We start from the raw sequence: 15,657 nt of genomic DNA, 5'->3' as shown, positions 1-15,657 counted from the left end.
GGTTCGCCGCCACCAGGAAGTCGATACGCCTTCAAAAATACAGTAAATAGCTGAGCCAGTGGGGCTTTACTACTACGCTCCCAAACTCATAGCCCCTTGACCCAGTCCGTCTTCCCCTCTTTCGCTTTGCGCCTCTGCGGCACTTCGTTGCACCCAGCACTATCAGGGTGTCGTGACCCGGGTCTCATACTTCAGAATCGATAAGTCCGCGTCCGTTCGGCAATCAGAATTGCGACGGCACCTATCTATTATTTCTAATACAGAAATAGTGCATTCCGAATTTCGTTGTTTATTGCAGAGATAGGATTATCTACAATAAACCTTATCGATGAAACGACATACTCCGGTTAGCCAGAAAAGCGACACAGGCCGGAGATATGTAGTCAGCACGTTCGCCGAGGCGGGACCCGACAGGCAAGAAGCTTGTCCCGCCAAGCCCTGTGTTGAAGCCAACTTTATGGAGAAATATATGAACACCAAACAATTGATCGCTGGTTTAGTTGTATTAGTTGCTGCCGGTAGCGCCTTTGCTGTAAAGCCTTACCCTGCAGAAGACCATTTCGTCTCGACCAAAACCCGCGCTGATGTCACAGCAGAACTCGTTTCGGCTGAAGCCAACGGCTTGATGCAGGAAAGCCACGCCAGCTATCCAGTTCTGCCATCAGAAAAAAATCCGTTGACACGTGCGCAAGTACAGCAACAAGTCTCTGAGAAATCGGATACATCGGTAAACACAGGCAACTAATCGCCGGTAGCACCAGGTATGCGATAGTACGTATGTCAAGTACGCAATACTGTCGCTGCTAAAAAAACGCCACCGCAAGTGGCGTTTTGGTGTTTATCGACCCAATCAACACCTTGCTTTTAATAAAATATAACGCGTCAGATCAAGGATTTGCGCAGCTGGTTAAGCAATATTCGGCTTGGCAATATTCGGATTGGTAATATTTATCACACATCGGGTTTTTCATGCGGTTCCTAGATTCCACATTGCTTCCTTCGTCTTTGCGTCTTTGCCTTTTTTCCCCGACACGGTTGGTAACATATCTGCGTTCGATGGCTACAGGGCGCCGAAAATCCACTACTGGATTCGTCGCTGTTAGTGCTTTGGCGCTACTCTTAAGTGGATGTGCCAGTTTTTCGGGTATCAAGCCGCTAGCGACCATGAGTGACGGTTACACAATGGACGGCCGCAAGCTGGACGGTAGCGCCGCTATGAACGCCACCCAAATAAATGCGTTGTGGCCCACAGAACACTGGTGGCAAGCCTACCGCGATCCCCAACTCGATCGTTTAGTCAACCAAGCAATTACTGACAGCCCATCGATCAAGGTCGCACAAGCACGCATTCGCCAGGCAACTGCCCTGGCTGGCGTGGCGCAAGCCGCGACCCTACCCAAAGTCGGTGCCGCCGCGTCTATAACGCGGGAGTTATTTACCAGCGACGGCCTCTACCCCGCGCCATTAGGCGGCGGCTGGGACTGGAGCAATGATGCGCGGATCAAAGCGAGTTACGACCTTGATCTGTGGGATAAAGATCGCAATACGTTAGAGGCGGCGCTCGACAACGTACGCGTCAGCGCGGCAGAGGCACGCGCCGCCCAACTGAATCTTGAAAGCATTATCGTTCGCAGCTATCTGCAACTGGCCACCCAATATGTGTTAAAGGATATTGCTGAAGCGTCGTTGGCGCAGCGTCAAAGTATTGTGCATATTGCCCAGCGTCGGCTGCATGCGGGCATCGGCACCGGACTTGAAGTCAATCAGGCGGAAACCAGTTTACCGACCACACGCGCAGCGATCGAAAAGATCAATGAGGCGATCGCACTTTCACGTAATCAATTGGCGGCGTTGACGGGCCAGGGACCATCTGCGGGCGATGCTATCCAGCGTCCCACACTGGCAGATACGATGGCGAAGAGCCAACTGGCAAAAAATGACGAACCTTACGTCGAACCTTACGCAGAATTACCCATTAGTTTGCCGGATAATGTCCCTGCCAATCTGATCGGGCGTCGCCCGGATGTCATTGCCCAACGGTGGCGCGTTGAATCGATGATTAAAAATATTGCGGTTGCCAAAGCAGCTTTTTATCCCAATATCAATATTTCTGCTTTTATCGGATTAGAGTCAATCGGACTAAGTCACTTTTTGACCACCGATTCTAACGTGCGAGGATTCGCACCCGCTATTTCATTGCCTATTTTTGACGGCGGCCGTTTACGCGCTAATCTCGGCGCACAAACCGCGACGCTTGATGCTGCGATTGAAACTTACAACAATACGTTACTGCAATCGCTGCAAAGCGTCGCCGATCAAATCGTCAAGTTAAAGTCGATAGCGTTGCAGCGCAATCAATCCGAAAGCGCGATGACGCTGGCGACCAAGTCAGCAAGTATCGCTCAGCGAGGATTTAAAGCCGGTCTGACTTCTTATTTGAATGTCATCCAGACCCAAATGGCGATGCTACAAGAGCAACAACAGGTGGCACAGTCTCGCGCCGCATATTTAGACGCATGGGCGCAGCTGATGCAAGCGCTGGGCGGCGGACTAGGCGATGATTTACCGCTTCCGACGGTAGACGGAACCGCGACGTCTGCGTCCTCTGCCTCTTCGCCCTCTTCCGCGCAAAAAACGCAATAAGCGCAATACCAGACCCTGCAAACATGAGTGAACTCGTCCAAAATTCAGCTAGCCCAGATAACTTCTACCGCCTATTTTCTCGCCTGAGAATTAGCGGCGGCAAGTGGATACTCGTTCAGGCACCGGCCCTGTTGCACATGATAAAAATGCTGCTCGCGATTTTTCTGGCAATGGGTTTGTCGATGCTCTTCAATTTATCCAAGCCAGGCACCGCGATGATCACGGTCATTATCGTTACCCAGCCGGGCAGTGGACTGGTGATGGCAAAAGGCTTCTATCGCTTTGTCGGCACCTTCGTCGGCGTCGCAGCGTCGCTGGTTCTGGCGGCATGTTTTTCCCAACAACCGATGTTATTTCTGTTTGCAGGGGCTTGCTGGATAGGCCTTTGCACCGCAGGCGCGATAACCTTTCGCAACTTTCAGTCCTATGCTTTTGTTCTGGCTGGCTACACCCTGATGATCGTAGGTTTGCCCGCTGCATTAGACCCGGCTAACGCTTTCGATATTGCCACCACCCGTCTCAGCGAAGTCACGCTTGGCCTGCTGTGCGCTGGCGTCGTCAGTGACGTGCTGTTTCCAATACGGTTATCGGACATGGTGCTCACAACCGTCAACAAGCGCTTCGCCCACTTCGCCCAGTTTGTGCAATGCGATCAGGGCCAGGCGCACTCCGCGCGTTCGCAACTGGATCGCGACAGCATGATGTTGCGCCTTATCGGCGAAGTCATTGCGCTTGAAAATCTACGGACTTCTTCAACGTTTGAAAGCGCTACCGGCCACGTCAAAGGCGACCATTTGCGTCAATTAAATACCGCCTTCATGACAGTATCGACGACATTTCATTCTCTTGATCAACTCTTACTGCGCTTGCGCAACACTGGCAAGATCAACACTTTCAATGCCGTGATGATGGAATATGACGCCATCGTCAGTATTATGAAAGAGGATAAAGCCGAGATTCCGGCGAAGTTACAGCATTGTCGCCAACAGTTGACCGAGCGCCTGGCCGCGTTAAGACGGGGATTGATTTTAAGTTTTGCTGAAATGCTCAATCTCGACACGACTTACGTTAACGATGCCTTGCTAGACTTCGATGCAGCTGCAGCGCTATTACAACGCTTTACCGATGAGCTACGTATCTCTACGCGGATTCACAACGCCGTAATAAACCGCGACAATCGGTTACCGGATGACATTAGCATCACCGCACATTATGTGAATCGCACCGACCCTGTCATGGTTGCGATGTCTTCATTGCGGGCGATGGTCGGGTTCGTTGTGTCGATGCTCTTTTGGTGGCAAAGTGGCTGGCCTTCCGGGTTGGATGCAGCAATTTTTGCGACGGTAGTCAGTGCGCTATTCGCGGCATTCCCGTCTCCCACCAAAACGGTCATCGGCTTTATGCAAGGCGCATTTATCGGTGGTGCGTGCGGATTTATCTGCGCCTATTTCATCCAGCCAGGCGCACAAAATTTCTTTATGCTATGCCTCTCGCTGACACCTTTTATCTTAGTTTTTGCGTGGCTGACGACTAAACCCCAATATGCAGGAATGGGGATGGGAATGCTGGTTTTTTTCTTTTCTTATGCTGCTGTAGGCAATGTTTATGAATTTGACTATGTGGGATTCTTAAATGGCATGGCCGGTGGTCTGATAGGCTGTGCCATCGCCGCGGCCATGTATATGATCATTGATCCGGTCGACAGTCATTGGGAAAAGACGCGCTTGATTCGAGCGTTGCGACATCAGGTAGTCGATGGCTGCAATAACGCCATACCGGGCTTACTTGCCCGTTTCGAAAGTGGCACGCGCGAACTCGTTGGTCGCTTTGCGATGGGACACACTGTACCCAATGAAGATGATCGTGGAGTGATGGGATGGCTACTCTCCGTCTTTGAAATCGGGCGCGCCATTATCCATTTGCGTGAAGATATTGCTCCTAAAACTCGATCCGGAAATAATATTATTGCAGCCAACGATCAGTCACAACAATCGTCAGATTACGCCTATACAGCGATTCGCCTTAGCATCAAGACCGTTGCAGACTTTTTTTCTGCTCCCGATACGCGCAAACTGGACCTCGCACTAGCCTCTGTTTTGGCAGCGATTGAAGCGTGCCGGGTGGTGTCAACGGTAGAAGTACAAGCATTGCCGAACTATCAAGCGGTGCTGGCCAATCTGCATCTTATCCGCACCTCGCTACTAGAACACGCTGTACCAACAGCCGCCGCCTCTGCTTTTGATCCTGCTCCTGCGCCGCCCTTCAACACATCATCAGGAATTAATAATGCCGCGTGAAATCGCCATCTTTGATGCCCTCGTACCAACCTTACTAATCGTATTTCTCGGCTGCGTCATCTTGCAATTCGCGGTTGACTGGCTGCTCACGCGCTTGCGGTTGTATCGCTATGTCTGGCATCCCAGCCTGTTCCGGATCGCCTTGTTCTTTTGTATTTTTGGCGGCTTCGGCCTCTTACTGCACGTAGCTTGAGAATTTTATGAAATCATTGACAATTATTAAGAACGTTTTAAAAATAGCGATCACCCTGATCGTCGTCACCATCGCCTTCCTGTTGACCCGCTCGCTGTGGGATCACTACATGAATTCGCCCTGGACGCGCGATGGCAGAGTCCGCGCCGATGTCATTAGTGTCGCTGCCGATGTCGCCGGGCGGGTGATGGAAGTCCCTATACGCGACAACGCCTATGTGCATAAGGGCGACGTTTTAATGAAAATTGACCCCGCGCACTACACGTTGGCATTGGTGCAGGCGGAAGCAATGGTCGCGCAAAGCCGGGTTGCGCTCACCACAAAACAGCGCGACGCCGCACGCCGTGCATTACTCGACGGCGATGTCATTTCCAATGAAAGCCGGGAAAATTCCAGTTCAGATGCTTCCTCCGCAGAGGCAGTATATAGGGCGGCATTGGCGGCCCGCGACATGGCGAAACTCAATCTGGATCGCACCAGCGTGCTCGCACCAGCAGACGGCTGGGTTGCTAACCTCAATGTGCATGCCGGCGATTTTGCACAAATCGGTGTGCCAAAAATGACCGTAGTCGATGCCAATTCATTCTGGATCTACGGCTATTTCGAAGAAAATAAAATACCGCTAATGCAGGTCGGCGATAAAGCCGAAATCCGCCTGTTAGGCAGCGATATGCTACTTGCTGGCCACATTGACAGTATCGCCCGCGGCATCACAGACCGCGACAACGCCCCAAGCAGTAATGGCTTGGCAAACGTAAACCCTAGCTTCAACTGGGTCAGACTGGCACAACGCGTACCGGTACGGATTCATATTGACACGGTCCCGAACGGCATCACGTTAGCTGCGGGAATGACCTGCACCGTGGTGATTAAACCCGGTGAGAAGGTTGCTGGACAAAAAAGTGTTGAGGTTAAAAAGACCTAGAAAACGCATGCGGTCAGCGTGTTGAATTTGGCGAACAGAACGATATTTTGTTATTATATATAGTGCAGTGTCACCACATCCCCCGATTATTCTCGTCCCTCTTTATAGGCAAGTAGACGGTTCGTTCTGCGCTCCGTCACTGCTGCTTATTCAAACTCATGCCGTTGCCGCAAATAGCCGCTGCCCTCACGCCGCTTGTTGGTATGCGAAGAAATGAGTGCGCTGCGTAACTCCGTGACACTAACGCCCTCCCACATAGTCTTTACTCTTCATAGCTAACGGGCATAACTGCTGATGACAAGATTTGATACGATTGTGACGATAAATATCGTCACTGTTGCGGCTTGCCAGTATTTCTCAACTCAAGCACAAAAGCATTTTTTAAGCCGCTGCGAAAAACCGATCCAGTCAAGATATTGCCGTCAGATGACGCACCTTCGATATTTGACTTGTCAATATTGCCAGGTGCCGGCCCTAAATCCACCATACCTTTGTCCACGCTCCATTGAAATAAGCGATATTCTTTGGCTCTACGTCTCGAAGAAATTCCAAAAACAACCGCGCCGTTTTCACTGACAGATAAAGCTTCCAATGATTCGTCTTCATCTTTAGTAAGCGCACCCAAGTCTTTCATGCCATTCTTTTCTGTCCATCGAAAAGCATGCCTAATCCCATCAACAAATACCGACCCGACAACGACAGAACCATCCGCGCTTACACCAGTTGCATAACTTGATAAAAAACGACCTTTTATCGTAGTGATATCTTTCATTCCTTCATTTTTTTTCCATAGAAAAGCCCGATTACCCGTACCATCTACGTCTATGTTGCCGACGACAATTTCACCATTCGGTGTCATCGCAGTAACATTGGAGTTTTCCTTCTTATCTTGCTGTGATGCTAAATAGATGAGAGCTCCATTCGACACTATCGCGCCTCGTGTGCGAGCGCCTTGGTCTGATAGATGTACTCGACCAGCCATAATTGTGCCATTGGCACTCAGCGCAACAGGATAAAAATTTTCTAATTGCGGATTGGCCTTTATCAAATCAACGAGACCGGTTTCGGCGGTCCATCTAAACGGACGCGTATGTTCTTCCATCGTATATTGCAATATTCCGGCAATAACGGTCCCATCAGCATTGACGGCAGACGCCCATGACCAAGGGACTGCGCCGTTATTAATATCAATCATGCCGGTCGTGCTTGACCATGCGAAAGCATCAGCATCACAACCACATCCCCCTGCCTTAAAATCCGCACTACCAACTACAACCTTGCCATTCGCGCTAATCGCTCGCGCTTCTATATCGCCTGAAGGGCCAACCGAAGTGGTCAGGTACTGCAATTCCAAAGGCTTAGCGGTTGGCTGATCACTACTCAACCCTGATTGAGCGATACAGAACATGGTGATTATTGCGAATAGAAATTTTTTAGATTTTTTCATAGATATAGGTGCATGTGATTTAATCATTTCAAAAACAGTCCGCTGGACTGAAGAACGTGAAATCCGTTTCGTTGTACAGATTCTGGAAATTGCGCTTTGGGCATGTTTCGATCAGATGTTTGTCGAGCGTGTTGGCATACGCGCAAAGTGTGCGACTGCTGGACATGGACAAACCTCCCGCTAAGGAGCGTGGAAATTACACGTAAAAATTAAGCGTGGACACTACGGGGGGAACGATGTGGTGGACATCGCGGCGGCAGAAAACAATGAGGGAATTCTAAACGCCTTGCGCCGAAAAAGCTCTAGGAAGATTCTTAGTTTGGGCAAAATAAGGCAAAGTTAAGGTTTTTCCGCTAGATTGCAAATTGCTAACGGAATTATTTTTGTCAGGTGTTTAGAACGGGATATGGAAAAAATGGAGAACAAAATAAGGAAAGAACGCTCGATGAATACCGTCCCATTCTCTCGAGAAATCGATGCCGGTATTGTTATTCCTGGCGAAATTTAGCGAGGCTGGATCAAGGCCATTTTTGAAAACAAAACATCATTGCCTGCAGCGCTGAATTTTAAAATTCATCCGCATTTAAGCCGTGCACGCTATACGAGTGCGACTAAAAAAATATAATAAAAAAAATCCACCCTTATGATGAGTGGATTTTAGTATGGATCGTACTACCAATACCTTACGCTACAGACAAATCATCCGCGATATAAGCGCGCACAATATCGTCAAAACTCGCGTCGCATGTAAAGCCGAGCGATGTTGCACGGGTTGCGTCCCAGGCACCGGGCCAACTGGAAATAATACGATCAATGGCAGGGTCATGTTTCCATTCAACGCGACCCGCAACGTCCGCGCCAGCGACACGTTCTAACGCTGCAACCATTTCGCCAACCGTAACCGACACGCCTGGCAGATTGACAGTACGGCGTGCGCCTAGCGCTTCTGTAGATAACGTGTAGCCGTGAATCAGGCACGCGATGACCTTGCGCGGCGAGAGTAGCCAGAGGCGCACTTCCGGGCCGACCGGACAAACGGTTGACTCACCATTAAGCGGCTCCCGAATGATGCCGCTGGCAAACGAAGAGGCGGCCTTGTTTGGCTTGCCAGGGCGCACGCTGATGGTCGGCAAGCGCAGCACACGACCATCAACGAACCCTTTACGACTGTAATCGTTAAGCAGCAATTCAGCGATCGCTTTTTGCGCACCGTACGACGACTGCGGATTCAACGCCGTATTGTCCTGCACCACCGCTGGCAATTCGCCACCAAATACTGCTACTGAACTCGTGAATATCACACGCGGTTGATGACCGCAAATGCGGCACCGCTCTAGCAGCAAACGTGAGGCTTCCAGATTGATGCGCATACCGAGTTCAAAATCCGACTCTGCTTGTCCGCTGACGATGGCCGCCAGATGAAAAATGGCGGAAGACTCGGTCGTAATTGCCCGCTCTAATAATGCGCTATCGGCGATATCGCCGGTAATTTGCTCTATCCGCGCATCGTCGAAACCGGTGGCCGCCACAATGTCTACCAACACGATTTTGCTAATGGTCTGAAGTTGACCGGTGCTGTCCGGCAGACTACCTTGCGCCAATAGCTGACGCGCTAAACGCTGCCCTAAAAATCCGGCTCCGCCGGTAATGACTACTTGCATGGGATACCTTCTGAAATGAGAGAATTACCTAAAATTATCTTGCAACGCGATGACACGGATCGCAACGATCACGTTATAACCAGGGCTTGAGCCAGCTTAATCCTGCGGAGGTGCCCGCTTTGGGTCGATACTCACAACCGATCCAGCCGTCATAACCCAACGCGTCAATCAAATTAAATAAGTAGGGATAATTGATTTCCCCACCATCCGGCTCATGCCGGTCTGGAACACCTGCAATCTGTATGTGACCGATACCGCCATGCGGTCGCGCCATGTCGCGCTTTAACTTGACAGCAAGATCGCCTTCTACAATCTGACAGTGATACAAATCAAACTGCACCCGCAGATTATCCAGTCCGACCTCAGCGCAAATCGCCTGTGCGTCATCCTGACGATTTAAAAAGAATCCCGGAATGTCGCGGGTATTGATGGGCTCAATCACCAGCGTGATACCGTGTGGCGCCAACTGCCGCGCCGCATAGGCGAGGTTTTTTAGGTACACGGCACGATGATGCGCTCGATCCTGATCCGGACCAATTAAACCGGCCATCACGTGAAGCTTATCGTTGCCTAACACCAGGGCATATTCCAGTGCCGTATCTATGCTACGTTTAAATTCATCTTCTCTTCCGGGCAGTGAAGCGATGCCGCGCTCACCGCTGGCCCAATCGCCCGGTGGCGCATTAAACAGCGCTTGCGTTAAACCACTATCCTGCAAGCGAGATGATAAATCGGTCGCGGTGTAGTCGTAGGGAAACAAGAATTCTACCGCTTTGAAACCATCTTTGGCAGCCGCCTGAAAGCGCTCGGCAAAAGCATGTTCGGTGTACATCATCGTTAAATTTGCGGCAAAACGTGGCATCACTTAACTCCTTAAATATTGACGTCGGCAGCACAATGGTGCTGCCGAGGCTTAATGACTTTCGTTGAAAGCATTAGTTGGGTATTAGTTGGGTATTAGTTGGGTATTAGTTAGCGAATTTTCGCTATTTCAGTGAAACTACTTGTTCACCATTTTAGGCGAAGTAAGATAAATCGAAATGGTGCCGACAACTAACATTCCGGCCAGCATAAACATGCCGGTTTGATTGCTGTGCGTAGTGTCCTTCAACCAGCCGACCAAAAATGGACTGACAAAGCCCGCCAGATTACCGACCGAGTTAATTACTGCGATACCGGCCGCGGCGCCTGTTCCTGATAAAAACGCGGTCGGTAACGACCAGAACAACGGCGAACAGGTCAATACACCCATCGCAGCGAGCGACAAAAAGGTGATCGCAATCACGGTATTATCGGCGGCCAGCGCAGAGATAACAAATCCGACCGCGCCGAGCAATGCCGGAATCATCAAATGCCAGCGACGCTCACGCATACGGTCAGAACGTCGCCCGATCAGAATCATTGCCACGACTGCGCACAGAAATGGAATTGCACTGATCAAGCCGATATTCAGGGCGCCTTCTACACCGGAAGCCTTCACCAGTGTTGGTAACCAGAACGTCAATCCGTATTGGCCCATGACGATACAAAAATAGATCAGGCACATATGCCAGATACGTACGTCCTTAAAAACTCCGGCTGTCGATTTAGGGCTGACTTTGCCTTTCTGGTCAGCAACAATCTCGGCTTCCAGAAAGTCTTTTTCATCTTCGGATAACCATTTTGCCTTGCGAATGCTGTTGTCCATCACAAAAAAAACAGCGACACCAATCAGAATCGCGGGGATGGCTTCAATCAGAAACATCCACTGCCAGCCATGCCATCCGCTTGAACCGTGAAAGGATTGCATGATCCAGCCGGACAACGGATTGCCAAAGATGCCGGATAGCGGAATCGCGGCCATAAACGTCGCGACAACTTTGGCCCGCCGATGCGATGGAAACCAATACGTCAGATACAGGATGATGCCGGGATAGAAGCCGGCTTCAGCCAGACCGAGTAGAAAACGCAGAACATAAAACTGCGTCGGCGTCTGCACAAAAACAAAGCATGCGGACAGTAAACCCCACGTAATCATGATGCGGGCGATCCATAGCTTGGCACCGACTTTATGCATGATCAGGTTGCTTGGCAACTCGAACAGAAAATACCCCAAAAAGAAAATACCCGCGCCAAGGCCGAATACGGTTTCGCTAAATCCAAGATCAGACGACATCTGGAGCTTGGCAAAACCGATGTTAACCCGATCAAGATAAGCGATGACGTAACACAGCATGATAAATGGTACAAAACGCCAGAATACTTTTTTGTATAACCCGTCAGCGTCGATTACGGATTTCTTGGGTTCGCCTGCATTGCTGGAACCGGATGGCTTCTTCGCCGTATTTCCGGGATTAATTATTGATGACATCCTAGTCTCCGTCTATTTTTTAAAAAATTTATTTAAAATGTATTACCGAATTTAGCGCTTATTTTTCAACGCTCTTCGTCAGCACTTATTAAGCACCTGCTAAGCACTAACTATTCAGCGCCTGCGTTTCAATACCTACTTTTCACCGTTACCACCGCACCCCAAACGTCTGGCAAAGATCGTCGATCTCGGCCGCATCAAGCGCTGTCGGTTTCTGCGGCAACATCATCCACAAACGTGCCGTTTCTTCCAGCTCCTCCAACGCAGCCGCAGCTTGCGAAATACTGGTGTGCCATACCACCGGCCCCAACCGCTCTAGTAGCACGCCACGCACTGCGTTCGCGACTATGCTTATTTGTTCAGCGACTTTTGGGTGACCCGGGCGACAATAGGGAATCAATGGAATCCGCCCTACTTTCATCACCTGATAAGGTGTGATCGGCGGCAATACTGCATCCTTGCTCCATGTACCAGCCAGCGTCAGTGCAACCAGATTGGTGGAGTGCGTATGGATGACGGATTGTGCTGCCGGATTGTTATCGTAGACTGCGCGATGCAACGTCAATGTTTTGGATGGCTTATCACCGCTGACCCAATGTCCGGTCGTATCAACTTTGGCAATCAGCGCAGGATCCAGTAGCCCGAGACATGCGTCAGTCGGTGTAATGAGCCAGCCATCGTCCAATCGGGCGCTGATATTACCGGATGAGCCGACGGTGTAATTGCGCTGGTAAAGACTCGCGCCCACCCGACAGATTTCCTCGCGCAAGGATTGTTCATTTAACGATGGCGTGGTCATAGTCCAATAGTTCCATCAGACATTTCAATGCGCTGATCGCCAAGTTGTCCTAAGGCCTTTTCGAAAAAATCAACGGCACCGAAATTCCCGGATTTGAGCGCTAGCGCCAGCGGTACGTCGCCGATAGATGCGGTCGCCGGAACGCCGGGATCGATCTGTTTGCCGATACGTAGCGCGGTGACGTGAAGTGCTTTCACGACTGCCCCGGAGGTCTCGCCGCCTGCGACCACAAAGCGACGGACCCCTAGTTTGAACAAGCCGCGAGCGATCTCTGCGAGCGTATCTTCAACCAACGCACCCGCACGCTCTACACCTAATGCGGCCTGCACTTGTTTGACCTGTTCCGATGATGTGGTGGCGTATATCAGCGGTGCCTGCACAGCCAGATGCTGGTGCGCAAATGCGAGTGCGTTTGCAACGACCGGCTCACCTCTGGCGACGGCCAATGCATCAATGCAGAAGGACGGTCGTTTTTGATTCCAGTGCGCAACCTGCGCGTTGGTGGCCAGCGATGCGCTTCCGGCCAGCACTGCGGACCATCCGTCGATTGCTGGTAGCGCGCTTGCCTGGCTATCTTGCGACGTATTTAACAATCCGGCGCGAATGAAATTGGCGGGTAAGCCGAGCGCGATACCTGACCCGCCTGTGACCAGCGGCAAATCGGCGCACGCCGCTCCGATGGCATATAAGTCGGCATTGGTTAATGCATCCACGATCGCCATGCGCGCACCTTGTTGGCGCAGGACAGCCGTTTCCGCCCGGATTGCTTGCGCGCCTTGCGCTACGATTGGGTAGGCGATAAGACCGACCTTGCCTGCCGTTTGCTGTTGCAGCACGCGCACCAGATTGGCATCTGTCATGGGCGTCAACGGATGGTTTTGCATGCCGGACTCGTTGAGCAACTGATTGTTGATAAACAGATGACCGCGATATAGGGTACGCCCGGTCTCCGGGAAAACCGGACAGGCAATCGTAAAGTCCGCACCCAGTGCATCCAGTAAGGCGTCAGTGACCTGTCCGATATTGCCTGCTGCGGTGGAATCAAACGTAGAGCAATATTTAAAGAAAAACTGGCGACAGCCTTGTTGCTGCAACCATGCCAAAGCCGCCAGTGATTCTGCGACGGCCTGAGCCGCTGGCACGGTGCGAGACTTCAAGGCAACAACAATCGCGTCGACTCCGGTTGGCGCAACCTCTGGTAGGCCGATGGTTTGCACGGTACGCATACCTTCACGCACCAGCATGTTGGCGAGATCGGTGGCACCGGTAAAATCGTCCGCGATGCAACCCAGAAGCGGACCTGAAGCGTTAGGTGACTTAGAGGAGTGCGACATTTTTATTCCTTCGCGACCGGCAAATTGATACCGGGGAAAATTTTGATCACTGCGGAATCGTCCTCGCCGCCGTACCCTGCGGTTGACGCCATCATGAACATTTGATGTGCCGCAGCAGACAATGGCAAAGGAAATTTACTGGCCCGCGCGGTATCCAGCACCAGACCCAGATCTTTAACAAATATATCGACAGCGGATAGGGGGGTGTAATCCGCCTTCAGAATATGTGGAACCCGGTTCTCAAACATCCAGGAACTGCCCGCACTGTTGGTGATAACCTCATAAAGTGCATCGGGATCAACCCCTTCACGCATCCCCAGTGCCATCGCTTCGGCGGCGGCGGCGATATGCACACCAGCCAGCAATTGATTGATAACTTTAACTTTGGAGCCAACGCCATGCACGTCCCCCAGGCGATAAACTTTTCCCGCAATGGCTGCCAGCACCGCCTCAGCTTTGGCATAAGCCTCCGATGGTCCGGAGGTCATCATCGTCATTTCACCTGCATTGGCGCGCGCGGCACCGCCCGATAACGGACCGTCCAGCATTAACAATTGCAGTGTGGCTAAACGCTGTCCTAAGGCGATCGCAAAATCCGGCGCAACCGTCGCGCTGGCGATGACCAGGCTGCCCGGCTTCATGACTGCGGCAGCACCGTTTTCACCGAATAATACTTGTTCAGTTTGCGCGGCATTGACTACCACCGTGATAACAACGTCACACTGCGCGCCCAGCTCGGCTGGCGTGTGGCAAGCGATCCCGCCTTCACTGGCAAACTGCGCAAGCACGGCAGGACGAAGGTCGCACGCATGCGCGCGCAAACCTGCGCGCAATAATGAACGGGCAACGCCCAGCCCCATGGCACCAAGGCCGATTACACCTACGTTTATGGTCATGATTAATCCCGTCTGAATAATTTAATTTTTCTGAAGTTAAACTTGTCGCACAACATTGAGCGAAGTTTTTTATGGGAAGTTGAACTGATACGTTTTGTAGCCTGCTATAAAGCTTGCGCGATTTTTTTCGCCCTGACGCCTGCCGGATTCTTGATGCTGACTTTCTTAATCACCGGCCCAGCTGGCGCGCCCTGCGACAACCGTCGCGCTGCATTAAACATGTGCGTTTGCGCCGCATTCCGAGCACTCAGCGCGTCACCAGCAGAGATTGCTGTGGCGATAGCCGCGTGTTCCTCGTACACCTGACGCATGAAATCGTCACGTCGGGCTTCATTAGTGCGGGTAATTTTAGTGGCAGCTTCCAGATATTGATTCAGGAAAGCCAGCGTTTGCAATAAAAAAGGGTTACCAGTGGCTTCGGCGATGCGACGATGAAACAGCACATCTGCCTTGACACCGTCACCGCCCGCAATGACGTCCGCCTCAATTCCGCGTAATGCAGTTTCAATCGCTTTTAACTGACGTGGCGTGCGACGGGTTGCCGCCAACGCAGCCACCTCGGCGTCGATCGCTCGCCGCAACTCGACTATTTGCAACACTGCATCGGCGGATGATGCCTCGTCAAACTGAATACGCAACGGGCGCAGATGCCCTTGCTCACTGACATACACACCGCTGCCCTGTCGCGGCTCGACCGCCCCCTCATTTTTTAAACGAGAAATTGCCTCGCGCACGACCGTGCGACTGACGCCGTACGCTTCAGATAGCACCGGCTCCGTGGGCAGTTTGGCCCCCGGTCCGTATTCTCCGCTTTGGATTTTTTGAAGTAACTCTTGCGCAACCGTATCGCTAAGTGAAGCGCGGTTGGCCGCTAATTTTTGAAACATGGTCTCTTTTAAATTAATTTAATTTTTTAAAGTGAACATATCATCATATGACTTTCCGAAAAAATCAAGCTTTCCGTGCACATTTATTTATTGTCTATTGGTAACTATTTTCCTTAATCTGATACTGCATGGCTCCTCGCATTTTCAGCCGGTTCGCAAAATAGTCCAATTGGACGATACGCGCCACCAACGAACCTCGGTACATTGACCGAAACTCCAAAAACT

At 51.2% G+C, this 15,657-nt stretch carries 13 protein-coding genes; 5 read left to right on the top strand and 8 right to left on the bottom strand.

Translation table 11 applies throughout. From position 1 onward, the window contains the following. Window positions 1–469 precede the first annotated feature (469 nt). From HAV38_RS13110 to HAV38_RS13090, 5 genes are all read left to right on the top strand, one after another. Window positions 470–745: a DUF4148 domain-containing protein gene (locus HAV38_RS13110; protein WP_168055831.1), complete on the top strand. Its 276-nt coding sequence runs from the start codon at window positions 470–472 to the stop codon at window positions 743–745. 311 nt (window positions 746–1,056) lie between these two features. Beyond that, window positions 1,057–2,643 (top strand): efflux transporter outer membrane subunit, encoded by a 1,587-nt coding sequence (locus tag HAV38_RS13105; RefSeq protein WP_168055830.1) that lies wholly within the window; start codon window positions 1,057–1,059, stop codon window positions 2,641–2,643. A 23-nt stretch (window positions 2,644–2,666) separates the two neighbouring features. Beyond that, window positions 2,667–4,940 (top strand): FUSC family protein, encoded by a 2,274-nt coding sequence (locus HAV38_RS13100; protein ID WP_168055829.1) that lies wholly within the window; start codon window positions 2,667–2,669, stop codon window positions 4,938–4,940. Further along, on the top strand, window positions 4,930–5,133 hold the full coding sequence (locus tag HAV38_RS13095) for a DUF1656 domain-containing protein (RefSeq protein WP_168055828.1): 204 nt from the start codon (window positions 4,930–4,932) through the stop codon (window positions 5,131–5,133). Before HAV38_RS13100 ends, HAV38_RS13095 begins: the two co-directional genes overlap by 11 nt. Before the next feature lie 7 nt (window positions 5,134–5,140). Then, window positions 5,141–6,058: an HlyD family secretion protein gene (locus tag HAV38_RS13090; RefSeq protein WP_168055827.1), complete on the top strand. Its 918-nt coding sequence runs from the start codon at window positions 5,141–5,143 to the stop codon at window positions 6,056–6,058. A 331-nt stretch (window positions 6,059–6,389) separates the two neighbouring features. On the opposite strand, the gene HAV38_RS13085 is transcribed toward HAV38_RS13090, so the two are convergent. The 8 genes from HAV38_RS13085 to HAV38_RS13050 form a co-directional block, all read right to left on the bottom strand. Beyond that, the gene (locus tag HAV38_RS13085; RefSeq protein ID WP_168055826.1) at window positions 6,390–7,505 is read right to left on the bottom strand and encodes a hypothetical protein; all 1,116 of its coding nucleotides are present in this window, start codon (window positions 7,503–7,505) and stop codon (window positions 6,390–6,392) included. 683 nt (window positions 7,506–8,188) lie between these two features. After that, entirely contained in the window at window positions 8,189–9,166 is a 978-nt protein-coding gene (denD, locus tag HAV38_RS13080; protein WP_168055825.1) for a D-erythronate dehydrogenase, read from the bottom strand. Between the two features lie 73 nt (window positions 9,167–9,239). Then, window positions 9,240–10,028 (bottom strand): 2-oxo-tetronate isomerase, encoded by a 789-nt coding sequence (otnI, locus tag HAV38_RS13075; RefSeq protein ID WP_168055824.1) that lies wholly within the window; start codon window positions 10,026–10,028, stop codon window positions 9,240–9,242. A 138-nt stretch (window positions 10,029–10,166) separates the two neighbouring features. Further along, a complete protein-coding gene (locus tag HAV38_RS13070) occupies window positions 10,167–11,516 on the bottom strand; it encodes an MFS transporter (protein WP_221313822.1) in 1,350 nt (449 codons plus the stop codon). Between the two features lie 148 nt (window positions 11,517–11,664). After that, on the bottom strand, window positions 11,665–12,315 hold the full coding sequence (otnC, locus tag HAV38_RS13065) for a 3-oxo-tetronate 4-phosphate decarboxylase (protein WP_168055823.1): 651 nt from the start codon (window positions 12,313–12,315) through the stop codon (window positions 11,665–11,667). Continuing rightward, a complete protein-coding gene (gene otnK / locus HAV38_RS13060) occupies window positions 12,312–13,649 on the bottom strand; it encodes a 3-oxo-tetronate kinase (protein ID WP_168055822.1) in 1,338 nt (445 codons plus the stop codon). The genes otnC and otnK overlap by 4 nt, the downstream gene beginning before the upstream one ends. A gap of 2 nt (window positions 13,650–13,651) precedes the next feature. Then, on the bottom strand, window positions 13,652–14,545 hold the full coding sequence (gene ltnD / locus HAV38_RS13055; RefSeq protein WP_168055821.1) for an L-threonate dehydrogenase: 894 nt from the start codon (window positions 14,543–14,545) through the stop codon (window positions 13,652–13,654). A 104-nt stretch (window positions 14,546–14,649) separates the two neighbouring features. Further along, window positions 14,650–15,432: a FadR/GntR family transcriptional regulator gene (locus HAV38_RS13050; protein ID WP_168055820.1), complete on the bottom strand. Its 783-nt coding sequence runs from the start codon at window positions 15,430–15,432 to the stop codon at window positions 14,650–14,652. Window positions 15,433–15,657 lie beyond the last annotated feature (225 nt).

It is taken from the genome of Glaciimonas immobilis (assembly GCF_011947285.1).
Classification (GTDB): Bacteria; Pseudomonadota; Gammaproteobacteria; order Burkholderiales; family Burkholderiaceae_D; genus Glaciimonas; species Glaciimonas immobilis.
Note: the sequence above shows the minus strand (reverse complement) of the source record. Positions and strands in the feature narration are given on the sequence as shown.

Excerpts from the sequence above, each read along its gene's own strand:
- HAV38_RS13110 (WP_168055831.1), top strand. The coding sequence starts at position 470 with ATGAACACCAAACAATTGATCGCTGGTTTAGTTGTATTAGTTGCTGCC.
- HAV38_RS13105 (WP_168055830.1), top strand. The coding sequence starts at position 1,057 with ATGGCTACAGGGCGCCGAAAATCCACTACTGGATTCGTCGCTGTTAGT.
- HAV38_RS13100 (WP_168055829.1), top strand. The coding sequence starts at position 2,667 with ATGAGTGAACTCGTCCAAAATTCAGCTAGCCCAGATAACTTCTACCGC.
- HAV38_RS13095 (WP_168055828.1), top strand. The coding sequence starts at position 4,930 with ATGCCGCGTGAAATCGCCATCTTTGATGCCCTCGTACCAACCTTACTA.
- HAV38_RS13090 (WP_168055827.1), top strand. The coding sequence starts at position 5,141 with ATGAAATCATTGACAATTATTAAGAACGTTTTAAAAATAGCGATCACC.
- HAV38_RS13085 (WP_168055826.1), bottom strand. The coding sequence starts at position 7,505 with ATGAAAAAATCTAAAAAATTTCTATTCGCAATAATCACCATGTTCTGT.
- denD (WP_168055825.1), bottom strand. The coding sequence starts at position 9,166 with ATGCAAGTAGTCATTACCGGCGGAGCCGGATTTTTAGGGCAGCGTTTA.
- otnI (WP_168055824.1), bottom strand. The coding sequence starts at position 10,028 with ATGCCACGTTTTGCCGCAAATTTAACGATGATGTACACCGAACATGCT.
- HAV38_RS13070 (WP_221313822.1), bottom strand. The coding sequence starts at position 11,516 with ATGTCATCAATAATTAATCCCGGAAATACGGCGAAGAAGCCATCCGGT.
- otnC (WP_168055823.1), bottom strand. The coding sequence starts at position 12,315 with ATGACCACGCCATCGTTAAATGAACAATCCTTGCGCGAGGAAATCTGT.
- otnK (WP_168055822.1), bottom strand. The coding sequence starts at position 13,649 with ATGTCGCACTCCTCTAAGTCACCTAACGCTTCAGGTCCGCTTCTGGGT.
- ltnD (WP_168055821.1), bottom strand. The coding sequence starts at position 14,545 with ATGACCATAAACGTAGGTGTAATCGGCCTTGGTGCCATGGGGCTGGGC.
- HAV38_RS13050 (WP_168055820.1), bottom strand. The coding sequence starts at position 15,432 with ATGTTTCAAAAATTAGCGGCCAACCGCGCTTCACTTAGCGATACGGTT.